Below are 17861 nucleotides of genomic sequence, written 5' to 3'. Positions count from 1 at the left end.
CGGTGAAATCGCCGCGCAGATGTGGCGGGGAAGGACGTCACGATAGGGCAATTGCCCGAGCTTGAACAGCAGCGCATGCACCGGGAAAGTGCCGCGATTCCAACACTTGCGCCAGCACCCGCCTCGCTGCCGCGCGGCAGCAAGGCGGAGTGCGCCCCGGCGCACAGCCTGGCAAGGGCGTCAAATGTATGCCGGATACAACAAAAGGAGCCGCTGGCAAGCCCGCCAGGGCCCCGTGCGCCGCCTCAGTGCTCCGCCGCAGCCTCCCAGCTGCCGGTTTGCGCCACCCACGGCGACATAGCCTCGAACTGCCAGCGCAGCGGCAGCACCCCCGAGCGCCTCACCACGCGCTCCACATGCAGGCGCACCAGCCGCTCGGCACCGTCAAAGCGCTCGACCTCCGGGCCTTCCCAGACGATTTCGCTGTGCCCGCTCAGGTGCAGCAGGCCGCCGCGCTCGAAATCCGGTACCAGCAGCCCGGCGCGCGGGTTGGCCACAAGGTTGCCAACGGTATTGAAGTAGTTGTTGCCGTTGAAATCCGGAAAGGTCACGGTCCGGGCGCCGTCGACCCGGACAAAGCCCGGCTTGCCGCCCCGGTGCGACACGTCCGCCCCGCCGCTGTGGCCAGACGCGGCATCGTGATGATGGGTGGCGATAAAGATCGTGTCGGCAGCGCGCAGCGCCTCCACAGCCTTGGTATCCAGGGCGTCGCCGTGCCACACGGCAGCGGTCCCGCTCTCGTCCGCGCCGGCCTCGCGCCAGTGCCGCAGCTGGATGTAGCGCGGGCAATTGCCGAAGCTCTGCTCCACCGCCACCGTCAGGCCGGTCTCGTCCTCCGCCGCAATGCGGCCGTTCATGCGGTTGCGGCGGCGCGTATGCAGCTCGATGCCGAGCAGGCCGATGTGGGCGCCGGCGCCCAGGGCATGCGCCAGCGGATCGTCCGCCAGCGGCCGCGCGGCAATGCGCAGGTGGTCGGGATCCGGCGCCTGCATAAAGCCCGGCGCGCCGCTCAGCACGGTGGCCCAGGGCATGCCCGCGGCGTCCACGGCCCCCACCACCACGAACGGCAACTGGGCGAAGAACAGGCGATGCTGCTCGGGCATGGCGGGCCGGACCACTCGCCGTCCGGCCACCTCCATCTTCTCGCGGCTGCCGGCGCGCTGCTGCACGGCCTGCTCCCCGGCATGAAAAGGCGATTCGGCATGCGGCCATCCTTGCAGGTCCATTTCATCCTCCTTTGCGGTGCGGTGCGGTGCGGGGCGGGGCGGGGCGGGGCGGGGCGGGGCGGCGCCTAAGCGACAGCCGCGAGGCCCACCGCCGAAACAGGCATCGGCACGAACCCCGGCAGCGCCTCCATCCTGTGCAGCCAGGCGCCCAGCGCGGGATACGGCGCCAGCGAGACATTGCCCTCCTCGGCACGCGCGATATAACTGTAGGCGGCCACATCGGCCAGCGTGGGCGACGCGCCGGCGAGGAACGGCGCCGCGGCCAGGATCGGCTCCATCACCGCGAACAGCCGCTGCGCGCGCGCAATGGCGTCATCGGCCGCCACCGGGGCACCGAACAAGGTTGCCAGCCGTGCCCGGGCAGGCCCGAAGGCGATCTCGCCCGCCGCCACCGACAGCCAGCGCTGCACCGCTGCCGCGCCCACCGGATCGCGCGGCAGCCAGCGGCCGTCGTCGTAGCGCATGGCCAGGTAGACCAGGATGGCATTGGAGTCGGCCAGCACGGTACCGTTGTCGTCGAGCACCGGAACCTGGCCAAAGGGGTTGAGCTTGAGAAAGGGCTCGCGGCGATGCTCGCCGCCCCGCAGGTCAACCTCCACGAGGCGGTACGGCAGTCCCAGCAGCGACAGCAGCAGGCGCACCCGGTGTGCGTGGCCGGACAGAGACATGTGATAGAGCACCAGCGGCTCGGCGGGGGGAGCGATCGTGGTGCTATCTGGGGGCGTGGCGGACATCTCGGTTCCTGGTGGTTGGGGGGATGAAGGTCATTCTGGGCGCCTTCCAGGATGCAATAAATGGGGCAGAATGCAGTTGACTACTCCATAAACCGTAGTAATGTGACACGCATGGACAAACTCCGCGCCATGCAGACTTTCGTCAAGGTGGTCGACGAAGGCAGCCTCACCGCTGCCGCCAGCGCCCTGCACACTTCCCTGCCGGCGGTGGTGCGCACGCTCGCCGCGCTGGAGGCGGAACTGCAGGTCCGGCTGCTCAACCGCACCACGCGCCGCCAGTCGCTCACCGACGAAGGGCGCACCTACCTGGATAGCTGCCGCCGCATCCTCGCCACCATCGACGAAGCCGAGGCCGTGCTGAGCGCGCGCCATGTCGAGCCGACCGGACAACTGGTACTGACCGCGCCGGTGCTGTTCGGCCAGATGCACGTGGCGCCGGCGGTAACCCGCTTTGTGCAGCGCTACCCCGCGGTGCACTGCCGGATGGAGTTCAGCGATCGCGTGGTCAACCTGCTGGAGGAACAGATCGACGTGGGCGTGCGCATCGGCCCGCTCGCGGACTCGACGCTGGTGGCCCGGCAGGTCGGCCGCATCCGCCGCGTGGTGGTAGCCACCCCGGACTTCCTGCGCGAGCATGGCGTGCCCGCCCACCCCGACGCACTGAGCCATGCCAGTTGCGTGCGCTTCATCGGCAATGCGGCGCACTGGTGGACTTTCCAGCAGGAAGGCCGCCCCTTCTACGTCGCCGTCAGCGGCAATCTCGAATTCAACCAGACGGCGCCCGCGGTGGCGGCCTGCGCCGCCGGCGCGGGCTTCGGGAATTTCCTGTCTTACCAGGTGGCGCCGCTGGTGGCCGAGGGAAAGCTGCGCATCGTGCTGGAAGCATTCGAGCAGCCGCCCTGGCCGCTGTCGCTGATCTATCCGAACGCGCGGCTGCTGCCGGCGCGCACGCGCGTTTTCGTGGACTGGATGAAGGACGAGCTGAGCCCGCAGTTCGGCTGAGGCGACAGCGCGTCCACGCCACGCCTTATTCGAGCTTGATCCCCGCCGACCTGATCAGCGGCCCCCACTTCGCCACCTCGGCATCGATAAACCGCGCGAACGAAGCACTGTCGCCCGCCTCCGGCTGCAACCCCAACCCGAGCAGCTTGCTGCGCATCTGCGCATCGGCCAGCACCGCGTTGGCATCGCGGTTGAGTTGCTGCACCACGGCCGCCGGCGTGCCGGCGGGCGCCATCAGGCCGAACCAGCCGTATCCGACCACGCCGGGAAATCCCTGCTCGCCAAACGTGGGCGCGTCCGGATAGACCGGCGTGCGCTGCTCCGCGGACACCGCGATCACGCGCAGCTTGCCGGCCTTGATAAACGGCAGCGCGGTGGTGATGGCGGTCAGCGTGGCATCGACCCGGCCGGCCAGCAGCTCGGTGTAGGCGGTGGAGTCGCCCCGGTAATGTACGTTGAGGCTCTTGAATTTCGCCTGGGCCGCAAAGAGTTCGGCGGTCAGGTGCGGGCCCGAGCCGACGCCCGGCGAGGCGAAAGTCACGCCGTCCTTCTTCTCGCGCGCCATGCGCACAAAGTCGGCCACCGTGCGCACCGGCGAATCGGCGTTGACGATCAGGAAGACCGGCCCCAGCACGCGCGGCCCCACGGCGACGAAATCCTTGTGGATGTCGTAGTGCTGCGAGAGTCCCGCGGCGGCATTGATGGCAAACGGCGCCGCCACCCACAGCAGCGTGTAGCCGTCCGGCGTAGCGCGGGCGAGCTGCTCGTTGGCCACGCGCGTGCCGGCGCCGGGCTTGTTCTCCACCACGAACTGTTGCTTGTACTTCCGGCTGAGCCCTTCGCCGAGCAAACGCGCCGAGATGTCGTTGGAACCACCGGGGCCGTAGGGCGAAATCAGGCGCACCGGGCGCGACGGATAGTCCTCGGCATGCAGCGGCGTCAGCATGGTGCCGCCCGCCGCGAACACCAAGGCGTTGCACGCCGCCTTGAGCACGCGCCGCCTTTGCGGATCCGGCTTCATGATGGCTCCCCGGCCGAACCCGCGCCAGCCAGCGGACGGATTGGCGGATAGACGAAGGTCTTGTCGAGATGCGCGGGCTGCGGCACGTACAGCCGCAGCGTCACGTAGAACGGGCCCGCGGGCGCCGGCAGCCAGTTGCCCTCGGCTGCGGGATCGGCCGGCGGCGACGCCGACAGGCGCAGCCGCAGGCTGCCGTCGGCGTCGTAGCGCAGGCTCGGCGAGCGGTCGCCCAGCGAGTAGCGTCCGAGCGCGTTGTCCACCAGCATGCAGTCGGTCTTGTCGTACATGGTGAGCGACCAGAACGCGCCTACCTGTGGCAGCGCATCCGCGGCAAAGGCCAGTTCGTAGCCGGCGCGGCCATCCAGCGGTGCGCCCTCGCTGTCGCGATCGGCCATGACGTACATCGCCTCTTCCACGCCAAGCGCGCCAATATAGTTGCGCGCTACCAGCGCGCGCTCGGCAAAGCGCGCGCCGAACGATTCGCGGATTTCCACCGGCAGGGTCCAGCCACCGCCAAGCTCGGAGGGCAGCGGCGCCGCCAGTTCGGCGAGCACCTCCTTGATCGCGGTGCCCAAACGCGCCAGCACGGCGTCGCCAGGCGCGGACCCGCCGCAATCCGCGCCGATGCCGGACTGCGCGAAGCCTGCCACCAGCGCGGCTTCGGCCGCCGGCGGCGGACTCTCGCGCAACGCCTGGTTGACCACTTCAGCGTAGCGACGCGGATCGCCCAGGTGCTCGCCCGGCTGCATGCCGACATCGAAGGGCCGCGCGGCGGGCGCGCCTTCGAGCGTGCTCAGGCGAAACTGGTCCTGCAGCGCGTGCACGGCCGGCAGGTCGGCCTCGCCGTCCACCAGCACGCGGCCGAGCAGCCAGACCGCGTCGGTCGGGCAGGCGATTGCGGTGGCACCCGCCGGCACGTCGCCGTGCCAGCGCGGACCATGCAGCAGGAAGCGCCCGCGCCCGTTGCCGGTGGTGCGGGTGCCGATGTAGCCGAAGGGGTTGGTATAGAAGTCGAGCAGTCCGAGCACGTAGTAGCGCCCTGCGCTGTCGGGCACGTCCAGCAGCAGCGGCCCTTGCGACAGGTCGAGCCAGGCGTTGCTGTAAAGCGTGTCGTTGTTGGGCGTGACCACCTGGCGATGCTGCGGGCCGAGCAACTGGCGGGTGTGGATGAAATGATTGATCCAGCGCACCGTGGCATCGGGCTGCGGCGCGGCGAAGGCACCCGCGCTGTTGCGGCGCGGACAGGTGGCGGCACGCATGCGCGCCATCTCGTAGAGTGGCAGCGTGTAGCGCACCGCATCATGGGCGGGAGTGGCGGTTCCGGTACGGGTCATGGTGGCTTCCATTGCAGGCTCCTATCAGTCGATGCGGCGCACGGCCGGGATGGTGTACTGGCCGTCCAGGAACGACCGGGCCGGATGGTAGAGCCGCAGGATCAGGTAGAACGGCCCCGCGGGCGCGGGCAGCCAGTTGTCCTCCTGCAGCGGGCGCGCATGCGAGATGGGAAGCACCAGGCTGCCGTCCGCCTCCATGCGCAGGCCCGGCGTGCGATCCCCCACCGCGTAGCGCCCGATCTCGTTGGCGCTGAAATAGCGGTCCTCGCCATACAGCGATACCGACCAGAATGCCTGCGCGGGCGGCACCATGCCGGGTGCGAAGCGCAGTTCGTAGCGGTGACGGCCATCGAGCGGCTGGCCATCGGCGTCGAAATCGGCCATGGCGTAGATCGCCTCGTCGGCACGCAGGGCGCCGAGCCCCTTCATCGCGGTGCAGGCGCGCTGCAGCCAGTCGTCGCCGTACATGCCGAGCTTCAGGCTGTAGCCCCAGCTCTTGCGGCCCTGGCTGCGCGTATGCGCCTCGATCACCGCCATGGCCTGCGCGTAGGCGCTCTCCAGCCCGGCCACCACGGCCGGGCGCAATGCCGCCAGGTCGGTCTCGTCTTCCAGCCGGATGCCCGCTTTGCGCAGCAGGGTCAGCAGGCCGAGTTCCTCCGCCGCCGGCGGAAACTCGCGCAGCGCATTGAAAAGGTTGTGGAAGAAGTCCAGCGCGGGCCGGCCGCTGTCGCGCCATTGCGCCACGCAGCGCGGGCGCGCGGCGCCCGGCGTGCGGGTGAGCGCGAAGCCCTGCTCGAAAGCACGCGCCGCCGGCAGGTCCTGCGGCCCCTGCACCAGCACGCGGCCGAGCAGCCAGACCAGCGAGCTGGGGCATTGCACCGCGTGCTTGCCGCTGGCCTGCTCGCCCGGGCCGGTCAGCTCGATCTCGCCGCCTTCGGCAGCGACGTTACGCGGGCCCAGGTTCTCGAAGTTGTTGGTGTGGACGTCGAGCAGCTCGATCACGTAGTAGCGCCCCGCGTCGGGCAGCGGCGGAATGCGCAGCGTCACCGGGCCCTCGGCCAGGTTGATCCACCCGCAGAAGTACAGCAGGTCGTTGGCCGGGGTGACGATGTCGCGGTCCTCGTGCGTCCACTGGCGCTCGCTGGCCGACAGGGCATTCATCGGCGCGCGGCCGTAGCCCGTGGCCGCGTCGACCGAGGTCTGCAGGCGGCAGGTACGCAGCGTTTCGATCAGCGCGTAGCCATAGATCGCGAGCGGAAAGGCCGCGCCGGCGACGAGGGCCTGCTGCGGGCTGGCGTGGGTTGCCGGGGCGAGGGGCGGATTCATGTTCATGCGTTTGGCTCCTGACGATGTTATTCGAGCGCGGCACCGCTCGTCTTGACGAGGGCGGCCCAGGCGCGGATGTCTTGCTGCATTTGCGCGGCAAAGGCGGCGCGCGGCTGCTGGGTGAAGCGCATGCCCAGCGTTGCGGCCTGCGCCTGCATGGCGGGCTCGGCCATGATGGCGTCGACGGCGTGCTCCAGCCGGTCGACGATGGCCGCCGGCGTGCGGGCCGGCGCGAACAGCGCGAACCAGCTATCGATGCGGAACGGCACGCCGGACTCGGCGAAGGTCGGCACGTCGGGCAGCGCCACCGAGCGCTCCGATCCGGTGACCGCCAGCGCCCTGACCTTGCCGCTGCGGATCAGCGGCAAGGTGCCGGCCAGGTCGGACATGGCCACCGGCAGCGTGCCGCCCATCACGTCGGTCAGCATCGGGCTGACACCCTTGTACGGGATATGGCGCAGATGGATGCCGCTGCTCACGTTCAGGCTCTCGCCGGCCAGGTGGCCGCCAGAGCCGGGTCCCCAGGAGCCATAGGCCAGGTCCGCGCCGGGACGCCTGGCCTGCGCGATCAGCGCCGGCAGGTCCTTGCCCGTGAAGGCCGGGCCCGCCACCAGCACATTGCCGCCGTAGGCGAGGCGCCCCACCGGCACGAAATCGCGCACGGGATCGTAGGGCAGCCGGGGGAAGATCGCCGGCGCGATCGCATGCGTGGCGGAGATGCCCAGCAATAGCGTGTAGCCGTCCGGTGCGGCGCGCGCGACCTGCGCGGAGCCGATGGTGCCCGTGGCGCCCGCCACGTTCTCCACCAGCACGGTGCCGCCCAGCGCGGTCGAAAGCCTGGCGGCCACCAGCCGCCCGATCACGTCGGTGCCGCCGCCTGGCGGGAAAGGCACGACGAGGCGGATCGGCCGGTCGGGGAATTTGCCGGATTCCGCTGGCGCCGCATGCGCCGGTGCGGCGGTGAACGCGATCAGCATGGCGCAGGCGCCGATGGTGCGGGGAATGCTGGACGCCGGCGCGCATGCGGCCCTTGCTGCTTGCAAATGCATGATGGTTGTCTCCTGTTTTTGTCCGAGCCCATCCGCGCGCCCGGTCTGTGCCGGTCTGTGGTTGCGCGGTGGCGGTACGTTGCCTTGCTACGCCATCTCGCTCACGCCGGTGCGCCAGCCGGCAGCAAGGTGATCACGGCATCCGCCGCGACCGGCCCTTCGGCGCCGACGATGAAAGGATTGATTTCCAGCGTATCGAGCCGGGGCCCGAGCGCGGCGGCCAACTGCGATACCCGCACCAGCAAGCCGGCAGCCTGCGCCAGCGGCAGCACAGGGTTGCCGCGATGGCCCGCGAACAGCACCGCCGCGCGGCTTTGCTCCAGCATGGCAAGCGCGCGCTCCGGCGACAGCGGTGCGAGGCCGAAGGCCATCTGCCGGAAAATCTCCACGGCGGTGCCGCCGATGCCGGCCAGCACCACCAGCCCGAACACCGGATCGCGCCGCACGCCCACCATCAGCTCGCCCCAGCCGCGCACCATGCGCGCCACCAGCACGCCCTCGAAGGGCAAGGTGGCATCGGCCCGGGCCAGTGCCGCCTGCATCTGCGCAAAGGCCTGGCGCACGGCGCCGGCGTCCGTCAGGTTGAGGGCCACGCCGCCCACGTCGCTCTTGTGCAGCACCTGCGCCGAGCACAGCTTCACAACGACCGGGTAGCCGACGCGCTGCGCCAGGGCCACGGCCTCGTCGGCATTGCGGGCCAGGCCGTGCGGCGCCACCGGCACGCCGGCGTCCGCCAGCAGGCGCATGGATTCGAACTCGGACAGTGCGCTGGCGTCTTCCGGCACATCGCGCAACAGCGGAGCCATTGACACAACACGCTCGGTGGCCGACGGGCTTGCGGCCGCCGCCTCCAACGCCGCCGCGCGGGCCAGCGCGGCCACGGCCTCGATGGCGTGGGCCGGCTCGCGAAACACCAGGCAGCCGTGCGCTTCCAGCCAGGCGCGCTTGTCGTCGTCGACCACGCCGGACAGCAGCAGCGGCGCGGCGCGCTGGTCCTCGTGCAGCACGCCGATGGTGCGCTGGAGTTCTTCCCACAGGCGCGGTGCGTTGGCGCCGCCGGCCAGGAAAGCCACCACGCAGCCGTACTCGCCGCAGGTAGCCACGCCGGCCATCGCATCGAGCAGCACGGCGGGCTGGGCTACCACCTGGCCCGTGACATCGATCGGATTGGCGGTGCTGGCAAAGGGAATGCTCTTGCGCAGCGCCTGCGCGGCCGCCTCCGGCATGGGTGGCATCGGCATGCCGAGTTCCTCGGCGCGATCGGCCATCATGATGCCGACTCCGCCAGACACCGTGAGGATGGCCACCGGCGTCACGGCGTCCGCGACCAGGCCGCCCGGGCTGCTCCAGCGCGCCGGCCGCCGCCCGCGCGACAAGGTGTAGCCGAGCCGGAAGAAATCTTCCAGCGTATGGGCGCGGTGCACGCCGTATTCGTCGAACACGGCCTGGTAGACCGCATCCTCGCCGGCCAGGCTGGCCGTGTGCGATTGCGCCGAGCGCGCGCCGGCCTCGGTGGTGCCCACCTTGGTGATCACCACCGGCTTGCCGGCGGCGCGGGCGGCGGCCAGCGCCTGGCGCAGACGGTGGCCGTCGCGGCAGCCTTCCATATAGGCCAGGATCACGCGCGTGTCGTCGTCCTGCGCCATCCATTCGATCACGTCGGCCACTTGCAGCCCGGCCTCGTTGCCGGTGGTCACCCAGTGGCTCAGCCCCAGCCCGGCCTCGCGCGCCAGCGCGAAGGCATAGGCGCCGAACGCGCCGCTCTGGCTGACCAGGCCCACATCCCCCACCGGCGGCGCGCCGGTCAGCGGGATCGGCGAGAAGGTGGCGAACAGGCGCGCGCGCAGGTTCATCGCGCCCAGGCAATTGGGGCCCAGCAGTGCCACGCGGTGCCGGCGCGCGCTGTCGGCCAGCGCGAGCTGCATGGCCTGGCCTTCCTCGCCCACTTCGGCAAAGCCCGAGGTAAAGAAGATCGCGGCGCGCGTACCGTTCTGCGCCAGTTGCGCCATCACAGACTCCGTCGCCACGGCCGGCACGGCCACGATGGCAAGGTCGACGGGCTCGCCGATGGCGGCCATCGACGGGTACGCGGGCAAGCCCTGGATCTCGCCGGCGCTGGGGTGCACGGGATAGATGCGCCCGGCATAGCCAAGCTCGCGCAGCAGGCGGATGGGCATGCCGCCCACTTTGTCGGGCTGCGTGGACGCGCCGATGACCGCGACCGAACGCGGTTTCAGCAGGGAATCTAGATCGGGCATGGCTTAGTCTCCGGGTTGCCTTGAAGGCTTGATTCAGGATGGACGCCTGTACCGGCGCTGCCTGTGTGTCGTCTGGCGCGCGGCGCGGCTATTGCCGCAGCCCGGTCACCGATTCGATCGAACGCGTCATCTCCATCAGCATCGGCGCGATTTTTTTCTCCAGCATGCCGCGCCGCAATTGCGACGCCGCAACGGCGCAGTTGAACAGCAGCGGGCGGTTCAGGTAGACGATGCGCGAATACACGCCAACGCCATGCACGCCGCTGCCCGCGTCGCCTAAGTTGATGGCGAAGCCGCGCTTGGGGTAATGGGCTACGTTGTGGCAAACAGTGTTGTAGCAGGCCGCGTATTCCTCGGGACGCTCGCGCTGCGCGGCTTGCATCAGGGTTTCGAATTCCGCCTTGGACAAGGTGCTCAGGAAGGCGCGGCCCATGCCGGTGCTCAGCACCGAGCGCACCGCGCCCACGCCAGGGCGTGCGGGCGTGCCCTCGTTATGCGTGCAGGTCAGCAGGTAGGTCACGTCGAGCCGGTGCGCCACGCCCATCGACACCGCGCCCTCGATGCGGTCCGCCAGCGCCTGCATCAGCGGTCGCGCCACATGGCGCACCTGCAGGCCGGCCAGGTAGGGGTAGCCCAGCGCCAGCACCTGGGCGCCGACGAAGTACTTGTCCAGTTTGGGGTCCCAGTCCAGGTAGCCCAGTTCGAACAAGGTGCGGCAGATGCGCGACACCGTGGCGCGGGGCAGTTGCAGGCGTTCGGATAGTTCGCCGTTGCCCAGCGGCCGCGGCTCGTCGATGAAGCAGCGCAGCAGGGCAAACCCCTTGGCCAGCAGCCCGCCGAAAGAGGGGTCGTCTTTCCTGCGCTCGGCAATGAATTGTTCGACCGGCGTGTTCATCTTGTCTCCTTGCACTGTAGTGTGGGTGCGGTTTTTTTCTGTGTCAAAGATCGGAATTGATTTCCATATATTGGAAATATAGTCCTGCTCTTGACGAAACGCAGTGGTAACCATATGGTTCACAAAACCGAATCCGAATTCTCATACGGAATTTGCCATGCCTATCTCGTCCTCTGCAGCGTCCCCCGCCAAGCCCTCCAAGGGGACATCCGCGTTCCCCACCGTAGCCACCCCTTCGATCCTGCAGCCGCCGCGCCAGCGGCGTGCCCGCGAGACGGAACAAGCACTGCTCGATGCGGGCCGCGAGTTGCTGGCACAGCGGGATTTCACGGCGGTTTCCGTGGCGCAGATCGCCTCCGCCTGCGAAGTCTCCGTGGGCGCCTTCTACGGCCGCTTCCGCGACAAGCAAGCGTTCTTCGAGTCGCTGCGTACGCTGGTGATGCGGGAAACCGGAGAATCCGTGTCGCGTTACCTGCGCGTGGAGCGCTGGGAGGAAGTGTCCACCGACGTCATGCTCGAAAAAATCATGCGTTACGTGGTGCTGGGCTGCCACGCCAATCGCGGTGTGATCAAGGCTTCGCTCAAGCATGCCTCGATCCGTCCGGAGGAATGGCTGCCGCACCGGGAAAGCGGCCAGGCGGTGGTGGAGCGCATGGTGGCCCTGCTGGTGCCGCGCCTGCCGATGCCGCCCGAGCAGGCCGAACTGCGTGTGCGCTTTGCCATGCAGGCCGTGTTCAGCATCGTGGTCAATGCCATCCTCAACGATGCCGGCCCGCTGCCGCTCGACGACGAGCGCCTCCCTGGCGAAATGACCCGGCTCGTGGCCGGCTACCTGGCAATGCCCGGCTGACGCCACAACGCTCAGCTGGCATGCCGCCCCGCCCATGACTCCCGCCTGAAAGACTTCCACGGCGCGCGCACTCGCTCGGAGCGCGCGCCGGATCCAATAAAAACCCGAGGAGACAAACCATGACATTACGCAGCCCGTTCTGCGGGAAAGCTGCTGCCCTGCTCGCGTGCGCGTGCGCGGCACTGCTGCCGCTGGCCGCGCAAGCCCAGGCCGGCTACCCCAACAAACCCCTGCACCTGATCGTGCCCTACCCCGCCGGCGGCCTGACCGACACGCTCTCGCGCACGCTGGCGGAAGGCCTGGGCAAGCGGCTGGGTCAGACCGTGGTGGTAGTGAACAAAGGCGGCGCCGGCGGCATCATCGGCACCGACTATGTAGCCAAGTCCGCACCCGATGGCTACACGCTGCTGCTGACGATCCCCGGCCCCATCACCGCCAACCTGGCCCTTTACAAGAAGCTGCCCTACGATCCGCGCACCGACCTGCGGCAGGTATCCGACGTGGCGACGGCGCGCACGGTGCTGGCCGTCAACGGCGCGCTGCCGGTGAAGACGGTGGCCGAGCTGATCGCCTATGCCAGGAAGGAACCCGGCAAGCTGCGCATGGGCTCGTGGGGACCCGGCACCCAGCCGCACACCATCCAGGCCTACCTGGACAAGACCTACGGCATCGATATCCTGCACGTGCCCTATCGCGGCGAGGGTCCCATGGTGACGGACCTGCTGGCGGGCCAGGTCAATGTGACGGTCGGCTCGGTGACGTCGCTGAAGCAGCACTTCGCCAGCGGCAAGCTGCGCCCGCTGGCCGTCACCGGCAGCCGGCGCGCCAAGGCGCTGCCTGACGTGCCGACCTTTGCCGAGGCCGGCTACCCCGACGAGCCGTACAAGCTGGTCGGCCCCATCACGCTGCTGGCGCCCTCGCGCACGCCGAACGATATCGTCGAGCGCCTGGGCCGCGAGGTAAGCGCGCTGGTGAAATCGCCGGAGATCAGCCAGCGTATCGAGGACATGGGCGCCGAGCCGATCGGCAACCTGCCCGCCGAGGCCGTGAGCGCCTACAAGGCCTACCTGCCGGGGGTGCTCAAGCTGACCGCCGATACCGGGGTGACGCTGGATTAACGCCGGCCGGCGGCGGGATAATGCAGCGCGGAAATGGCCGCTATGAATCCGCCGGTGCTTCCCTTGGCCGCCATGCCCCGCGCCCATACAATGCCTGCTTCTCGCGCGGCGCCACCGCGCCGCGTGCCGATTCCCGCATTACCGCTTCCGGCGGTGCCTTCCGGCGCCGACATCACGCATGGCAACGCTCTTCCTGGTACGGCACGGTCAGGCCTCATTCGGCGCCGCCAACTACGACTGCCTCTCCGACACCGGACGGCAGCAAGCCCGCTGGCTGGGCGAGTATTTCCGCGAGCGCGGTATCTCGTTCAAGCGAGTGGTGGCCGGTTCGCTGGTGCGCCAGCAGGACACGGCGATGGAGATCCTGGCCGGCATGGGGGCTGGCGATGTGCCGGTCCAGACGGACCGGGGCGCGGTCACCACGGGCATCGAAACCCACCCCGGACTTAACGAATACGATGGCGAAGCGCTGTATCGCAGCCATACCGGTGGGGCGGATCATCGGACCCATCAGAATACGGATTACAACGACTACTGGCGGACGTTTCGCGCGGCGTATCAGGCGTGGACGATGGATCAGCTGGCGGGCATGCCGGAGTCGTGGGCTGAGTTTGGGCGGCGGATTCGCGATGGTTTGTTGCATGCGACGGACGGGGCTTCGCGAGAGGATGCGGTGTTGGTTGTTAGTTCTGGCGGGGCTATCGGGCGGGCTACCGCGGATTTGCTGGGTGCGCCGGCGCAGACTGCGATTGAGTTGAATCTGCAGTTTCGGAATACGGCTTTTTGCGAGATTATTTCTGGGCGTGGGATGCTGCGGTTGCTGAGTTTTAATGGTTTGCCGCATTTGGATCGGGTTGATCGGCGGGATGCCATTACGTTTGCTTGAGGGGTGGGTGGGGTGGTTTGCTGTTGGGGGTGGTGTTTTTTGAGCGGCGTTGGTTGTTGCACCCAACAGCGTACGACATCCCCCTGCGGGGGACGCCGGTCACTCTTCTTTGCCTCGGCAAAGAAGACTAACGAGAAGAAAGCACGACCCTGCCGGGGGCAGAGCAATCAGGCTTATGTGGGGCCGGTGGTTGCGTCGTACGGCCCTGAGTGTTGGCTAGTGTGTTCTACCGGCTTGAAGGGCAGCGCAATGGCCTGACCCATGGTTTTCGTGGTGAGGCCCCTGACCTCGTATGCGGTGCCCATTCCCGCATCTGCCGTTCGCGAGGCCAAAGGTCGCGATCCTGCCAGCCTTGCCGGTTTCGTGGTTTTGTCTCGGAGGGCGCGCGCGGTGACAGGCGAGCGCGGCCCTCGCGGACCTGGCCGTGGTGCATACCACGAATGATCAGGCGGCGATGTGGGCCTTCGCTGTTTCTTTTTGCGGCGTTGGTTGTTGCACCCAACAGCGTACGACATCCCCCTGCGGGGGACGCCGGTCACTCTTCTTTGCCTCGGCAAAGAAGACTAACGAGAAGAAAGCCGACCCTGCCGGGGGCAGAGCAATCAGGCTTATGTGGGCCGGTGGTTGCGTCGTACGGCCCTGAGTGTTGGCTAGCGTGTTCTACCGGCTTGAAGGGCATCGCAATGGCCTGACCCATGGGTTTCATGGTGGGGCCCCTGACCTCGTGCGCGGTGCCCACTCCCCCATCTGCCGTTCGCGAGGCCAAAGGTCGCGATCCTGCCAGCCCCGCTGGTTTCGTGGTTTTGTCTCTGGCGGCGAGCGCCCGGCCATTTGAGGCCCTGCCGTACCGGCGCTGACAGCTCCTTGCTATCAACTCCCTTGGTATCGTGGTGGGCATCGTGGCCCGGTTCGCGAGGGGGTGCTGCCATCAGGCGCTTGCCCTGTGAGACAAAACCACGAAACCAGCCACACCCGAAACGGCGCAGCCCCTCGCACCGCGAACGGCAGATGGGGGAATGGGCACCGCATACGAGGTCGGGGGCCCCACCACGAAACCCATGGGTCAGGCCATTGCGATACCCTGCAAGCCGGTACGGCAGATGCCAGCAGAACCGCTGGCCATACGACGAAACCAGCACCCTGCGCACCCGCGATTGCTCTGCCCCCGGCAGGGTCGGCTTTCTTCTCGTTAGTCTTCTTTGCCGAAGCAAAGAAGAGTGACCGGCGTCCCCCGCAGGGGGATGTCGTACGCTCTTGGGTGCAACAACCAACGCCGCAAAAAGAAGCAGCGAAGGCAACCCAACAGCCAACAACCTACAGCCGCTCAACAATAGTCACATTAGCCATCCCACCACCCTCACACATCGTCTGCAACCCATACCGCTTACCCTGCGCATGCAGCGCATGCACAAGCGTAGTCATCAGCTTCGCCCCCGACCCCCCAAGCGGATGCCCCAACGCAATCGCCCCGCCATTCACATTCATCCGCGCCGGATCCGCACCCGTGGTCCGCAGCCACGCCAGCGGCACCGGCGCAAACGCCTCATTGATCTCGAACAGATCGATATCACCGATCTTCATGCCGGCCTTCTCCAGCGCCCGCAACGTAGCCGGCAACGGCGCTTCCAGCATGATCACAGGATCATGGCCCAGCACCGACATATGGTGAATGCGTGCCAGCGGCTTGACGCCCAGCTTCTTCAGCCCCGCTTCGCTGACCACCATCAGCCCGGCCGCGCCATCGCAGATCTGGCTGGCGCTGGCGGCGGTAACGGTGCCGCCTTCCTCGATCAGCTTGACGCTGGAGATGGACTCCAGGCTCGCTTCAAAGCGGATGCCTTCATCCACCGTGTGCAACTCGCCATTGCTGCTGCCATCAGCGGCGCGCACCGCCACCGGCACGATTTCGTCCTTGAAGCGCCCCGCCTGCGTAGCGGCGATGGCACGGCGATGGCTTTCCAGCGCGTAGCGGTCGAGATCGTCGCGCGTGAGGCCGTACTTGCGCGACATCATCTCGGCGCCGGTGAACTGGCTGAACTTCACGCCGGGATAGCGCTCCTGCATGGCCGGGCTCATCGAACTGCCAAAGCCGTTCTTGAACGGCAGCGTGGACGGCAGGCCCATCGGCACGCGCGTCATGCTTTCCACGCCGGCGGCGATGACGATGTCCATGGTGCCCGACATCACCGCCTGCGCGGCGAAGTGCAGGGCTTGTTGCGACGAGCCGCACTGGCGGTCGACCGAGGTGCCGGGCACGCTTTCCGGCAGGCGCGAGGCCAGCACGGCATTGCGCGCCACATTGCCAGCCTGTTCGCCGGCCTGCCCCACGCAGCCCATGATCACGTCGTCGATCAGCGCCGGGTCCGCGCCGCTGCGTTCCACCAGCGCGTTCAGTACCTGCGCGGCGAGATCGGCCGGATGCCAGCCCGCCAGCTTGCCGCCCTTGCGCCCGCCCGCGGTCCGCGCGGCCGCTACGATGTATGCCTCTGCCATGTGTTCTCCTCTTATCGTTGCAGGCGGTTCCGCCCGTGGTGGCCGCGCGCCGGGAATGGCACGGCAAGCCTCGCTAACCTGTTGCGGATTCTGGCGCAGCAGCCGGGCGCCCGGCGTCGTCGGAAGCGACGATTGCGCGGTGCCGGCGATCGCGCCAGCGCCGGTTGCCGCTCTTCAGGTGCGGAGCGCCAGCACCGAGAAAATGGCCGTGGCGCGCAGCAGGCAGCGCTCGCCGGCCATCACGCGGCAATGGCCGAAGCGCAGCCGCGAACCCATCTTGTCGAACTCGACATGCGCCTCGATCCACTCGCCGAGGCGGGCGGCATCGAAATAGTCCAGGCTGAGATTGACGGTCACGGCGGGCGGCATGCGCTCGCCCTCCATCAGCATCATCATGCCGATGGCGGTATCGGCCAGCGTGGCCAGCATGCCGCCATGCGGGATGCCGAGCGGGTTGAGGTGATGCTTGCCGATGCGCACGCCCACCGCGCGCTGCCCGCTGTCCACGTAGAGCTGGCCGAGATGGGCAAGAAAGCCGCCACTGGGACGCATGGCCTTGAAGCCCGGCGGGACCGCGTCGGCAGCGTCGGCGGCATCGGCACCAGCGGCGCCGGAAGATTGGTTGGATTCAGCCATGCCAGTCCCGCCGCCTCACGCCGCGAAATAGCGCGACGCCACGCCGAGCTGCTCGCGGCATTCGGCCACCATGCGCTCGATCAGCTCGGCACAGGTCGGGATATCGTCGATCAGGCCCACGCACTGGCCGGCGCTGATGATGCCGCCATCGGTCTCGCCGGCGGCGAGCGCGGCCTTGCCGCGCACGCCCGCCACCAGGTGCTTGACGTCCTCGAACTGGGCGCCGCCGGGCTGGCGTTCGATGGTGACGACTTCATCGGAGACCGCGTTCTTGAGCACGCGCGCCGTGTTGTGCAGCGTGCGGAAGATCAGGTTGGTGTCGCGCTCGCTCGCGTCCACCAGCGCCTGCTTGACGTTGTAGTGGATCGGCGCCTCGCGGGTGGCGCAGAAGCGCGTGCCCATGTTGACGCCTTCGGCGCCCAGCACCAGTGCCGCGGCCATGCCCCGCCCGTCGGCGATGCCGCCGGAAGCGATCACCGGAATGCCCAGCCGGCGCGCCGCCAGCGGGATCAGCACCATGCCCGGCACGTCGTCCTCGCCGGGATGGCCCGCGCACTCGAAACCGTCGATCGACACCGCGTCCACACCCAGGCGCTCGGCCGACAGCGCATGGCGGATCGCCACGCATTTGTGGATCACCTTGATGCCGGCGGCCTTGGCGCGCGCGATATGCTCCCTGGGATTGTTGCCGGCGGTTTCCAGCACCTTGATGCCGCTTTCGATGATCACGTCGAGGTAGCGCGCGTACGGCGGCGGGTTGATCGAGGGCAGCAGCGTCAGGTTGACGCCGAAGGGCTGGTCGGTCAGCTCGCGGGTGCGGCGGATCTCGGCGGCCAGGGCCTCGGGCGTGGGCTGGGTCAGCGCGGTCAGCACGCCGAGCCCGCCGGCGTTGGATACCGCGGCGGCCATCTCGGCATAGCCTACCCACTGCATGCCGCCCTGGATGATCGGGTAACGGGTGCCCAGCAATTCGGTAATGCGCGTCTTCATGAGGTTCCTTCTCGCTTCTTGTCTTTCAGGTTCTTTGCCTTGC

15 protein-coding genes are annotated in these 17861 nt (G+C 68.4%); 4 read left to right on the top strand and 11 right to left on the bottom strand.

The window, feature by feature from the left end; genetic code table 11:
• Positions 1-245: 245 nt before the first annotated feature.
• Positions 246-1226, bottom strand: a complete 981-nt coding sequence (locus AC1DT6_RS17605; RefSeq protein ID WP_441633288.1) for a pyridoxamine 5'-phosphate oxidase family protein — start codon at positions 1224-1226, stop codon at positions 246-248.
• 65 nt (positions 1227-1291) lie between these two features.
• The gene (locus AC1DT6_RS17600; RefSeq protein ID WP_441633286.1) at positions 1292-1960 is read right to left on the bottom strand and encodes a glutathione S-transferase family protein; all 669 of its coding nucleotides are present in this window, start codon (positions 1958-1960) and stop codon (positions 1292-1294) included.
• 111 nt (positions 1961-2071) lie between these two features.
• On the opposite strand from AC1DT6_RS17600, the gene AC1DT6_RS17595 reads away from it, so the two are divergent.
• Positions 2072-2962 (top strand): LysR family transcriptional regulator, encoded by an 891-nt coding sequence (locus tag AC1DT6_RS17595; RefSeq protein WP_441633284.1) that lies wholly within the window; start codon positions 2072-2074, stop codon positions 2960-2962.
• A gap of 25 nt (positions 2963-2987) precedes the next feature.
• Here the strand turns inward: AC1DT6_RS17595 and AC1DT6_RS17590 are convergent, their stop codons facing one another.
• The 6 genes from AC1DT6_RS17590 to AC1DT6_RS17565 all read right to left on the bottom strand — a co-directional run bounded on the left by AC1DT6_RS17590 (position 2988) and on the right by AC1DT6_RS17565 (position 10845).
• A complete protein-coding gene (locus tag AC1DT6_RS17590; protein WP_441633321.1) occupies positions 2988-3908 on the bottom strand; it encodes a Bug family tripartite tricarboxylate transporter substrate binding protein in 921 nt (306 codons plus the stop codon).
• A 71-nt stretch (positions 3909-3979) separates the two neighbouring features.
• Positions 3980-5329 carry a DUF1254 domain-containing protein gene (locus AC1DT6_RS17585; protein ID WP_441633283.1) on the bottom strand — a complete coding sequence of 450 codons (1350 nt, stop codon included), beginning with the start codon at positions 5327-5329 and terminating at the stop codon, positions 3980-3982.
• A gap of 12 nt (positions 5330-5341) precedes the next feature.
• Positions 5342-6643 (bottom strand): DUF1254 domain-containing protein, encoded by a 1302-nt coding sequence (locus AC1DT6_RS17580; protein WP_477111159.1) that lies wholly within the window; start codon positions 6641-6643, stop codon positions 5342-5344.
• A gap of 26 nt (positions 6644-6669) precedes the next feature.
• The gene (locus tag AC1DT6_RS17575; protein ID WP_441633281.1) at positions 6670-7692 is read right to left on the bottom strand and encodes a Bug family tripartite tricarboxylate transporter substrate binding protein; all 1023 of its coding nucleotides are present in this window, start codon (positions 7690-7692) and stop codon (positions 6670-6672) included.
• A 101-nt stretch (positions 7693-7793) separates the two neighbouring features.
• A complete protein-coding gene (locus AC1DT6_RS17570; RefSeq protein ID WP_441633279.1) occupies positions 7794-9950 on the bottom strand; it encodes an acetate--CoA ligase family protein in 2157 nt (718 codons plus the stop codon).
• A gap of 88 nt (positions 9951-10038) precedes the next feature.
• The gene (locus AC1DT6_RS17565; RefSeq protein ID WP_477114792.1) at positions 10039-10845 is read right to left on the bottom strand and encodes an IclR family transcriptional regulator; all 807 of its coding nucleotides are present in this window, start codon (positions 10843-10845) and stop codon (positions 10039-10041) included.
• Between the two features lie 157 nt (positions 10846-11002).
• On the opposite strand from AC1DT6_RS17565, the gene AC1DT6_RS17560 reads away from it, so the two are divergent.
• The 3 genes from AC1DT6_RS17560 to AC1DT6_RS17550 all read left to right on the top strand — a co-directional run bounded on the left by AC1DT6_RS17560 (position 11003) and on the right by AC1DT6_RS17550 (position 13699).
• Positions 11003-11695, top strand: a complete 693-nt coding sequence (locus AC1DT6_RS17560) for a TetR/AcrR family transcriptional regulator (RefSeq protein ID WP_441633275.1) — start codon at positions 11003-11005, stop codon at positions 11693-11695.
• A 119-nt stretch (positions 11696-11814) separates the two neighbouring features.
• Positions 11815-12813 (top strand): Bug family tripartite tricarboxylate transporter substrate binding protein, encoded by a 999-nt coding sequence (locus AC1DT6_RS17555; RefSeq protein WP_477111157.1) that lies wholly within the window; start codon positions 11815-11817, stop codon positions 12811-12813.
• A gap of 178 nt (positions 12814-12991) precedes the next feature.
• The gene (locus AC1DT6_RS17550) at positions 12992-13699 is read left to right on the top strand and encodes a histidine phosphatase family protein (protein ID WP_441633271.1); all 708 of its coding nucleotides are present in this window, start codon (positions 12992-12994) and stop codon (positions 13697-13699) included.
• 1314 nt (positions 13700-15013) lie between these two features.
• Here AC1DT6_RS17550 and AC1DT6_RS17545 read toward each other — a convergent pair.
• The 3 genes from AC1DT6_RS17545 to AC1DT6_RS17535 all read right to left on the bottom strand — a co-directional run bounded on the left by AC1DT6_RS17545 (position 15014) and on the right by AC1DT6_RS17535 (position 17818).
• Entirely contained in the window at positions 15014-16192 is a 1179-nt protein-coding gene (locus AC1DT6_RS17545) for an acetyl-CoA C-acetyltransferase (RefSeq protein WP_441633269.1), read from the bottom strand.
• A 174-nt stretch (positions 16193-16366) separates the two neighbouring features.
• Positions 16367-16828 carry a PaaI family thioesterase gene (locus tag AC1DT6_RS17540; protein ID WP_477111156.1) on the bottom strand — a complete coding sequence of 154 codons (462 nt, stop codon included), beginning with the start codon at positions 16826-16828 and terminating at the stop codon, positions 16367-16369.
• Positions 16829-16843: 15 nt separating this feature from the next.
• The gene (locus tag AC1DT6_RS17535; protein ID WP_441633265.1) at positions 16844-17818 is read right to left on the bottom strand and encodes an NAD(P)H-dependent flavin oxidoreductase; all 975 of its coding nucleotides are present in this window, start codon (positions 17816-17818) and stop codon (positions 16844-16846) included.
• Positions 17819-17861: the final 43 nt, after the last annotated feature.

The organism is Cupriavidus sp. 01L45, from assembly GCF_056399885.1.
Note: the sequence above shows the minus strand (reverse complement) of the source record. Positions and strands in the feature narration are given on the sequence as shown.

Bases quoted from the DNA above. Each gene is read 5' to 3' on its own strand.
- AC1DT6_RS17540 (WP_477111156.1), bottom strand. From the start codon at position 16,828: ATGGCTGAATCCAACCAATCTTCCGGCGCCGCTGGTGCCGATGCCGCC.
- AC1DT6_RS17545 (WP_441633269.1), bottom strand. From the start codon at position 16,192: ATGGCAGAGGCATACATCGTAGCGGCCGCGCGGACCGCGGGCGGGCGC.
- AC1DT6_RS17605 (WP_441633288.1), bottom strand. From the start codon at position 1,226: ATGGACCTGCAAGGATGGCCGCATGCCGAATCGCCTTTTCATGCCGGG.
- AC1DT6_RS17565 (WP_477114792.1), bottom strand. From the start codon at position 10,845: ATGAACACGCCGGTCGAACAATTCATTGCCGAGCGCAGGAAAGACGAC.
- AC1DT6_RS17560 (WP_441633275.1), top strand. From the start codon at position 11,003: ATGCCTATCTCGTCCTCTGCAGCGTCCCCCGCCAAGCCCTCCAAGGGG.
- AC1DT6_RS17550 (WP_441633271.1), top strand. From the start codon at position 12,992: ATGGCAACGCTCTTCCTGGTACGGCACGGTCAGGCCTCATTCGGCGCC.
- AC1DT6_RS17555 (WP_477111157.1), top strand. From the start codon at position 11,815: ATGACATTACGCAGCCCGTTCTGCGGGAAAGCTGCTGCCCTGCTCGCG.
- AC1DT6_RS17570 (WP_441633279.1), bottom strand. From the start codon at position 9,950: ATGCCCGATCTAGATTCCCTGCTGAAACCGCGTTCGGTCGCGGTCATC.
- AC1DT6_RS17575 (WP_441633281.1), bottom strand. From the start codon at position 7,692: ATGCATTTGCAAGCAGCAAGGGCCGCATGCGCGCCGGCGTCCAGCATT.
- AC1DT6_RS17590 (WP_441633321.1), bottom strand. From the start codon at position 3,908: ATGCTGACGCCGCTGCATGCCGAGGACTATCCGTCGCGCCCGGTGCGC.
- AC1DT6_RS17600 (WP_441633286.1), bottom strand. From the start codon at position 1,960: ATGTCCGCCACGCCCCCAGATAGCACCACGATCGCTCCCCCCGCCGAG.
- AC1DT6_RS17585 (WP_441633283.1), bottom strand. From the start codon at position 5,329: ATGGAAGCCACCATGACCCGTACCGGAACCGCCACTCCCGCCCATGAT.
- AC1DT6_RS17580 (WP_477111159.1), bottom strand. From the start codon at position 6,643: ATGAATCCGCCCCTCGCCCCGGCAACCCACGCCAGCCCGCAGCAGGCC.
- AC1DT6_RS17595 (WP_441633284.1), top strand. From the start codon at position 2,072: ATGGACAAACTCCGCGCCATGCAGACTTTCGTCAAGGTGGTCGACGAA.
- AC1DT6_RS17535 (WP_441633265.1), bottom strand. From the start codon at position 17,818: ATGAAGACGCGCATTACCGAATTGCTGGGCACCCGTTACCCGATCATC.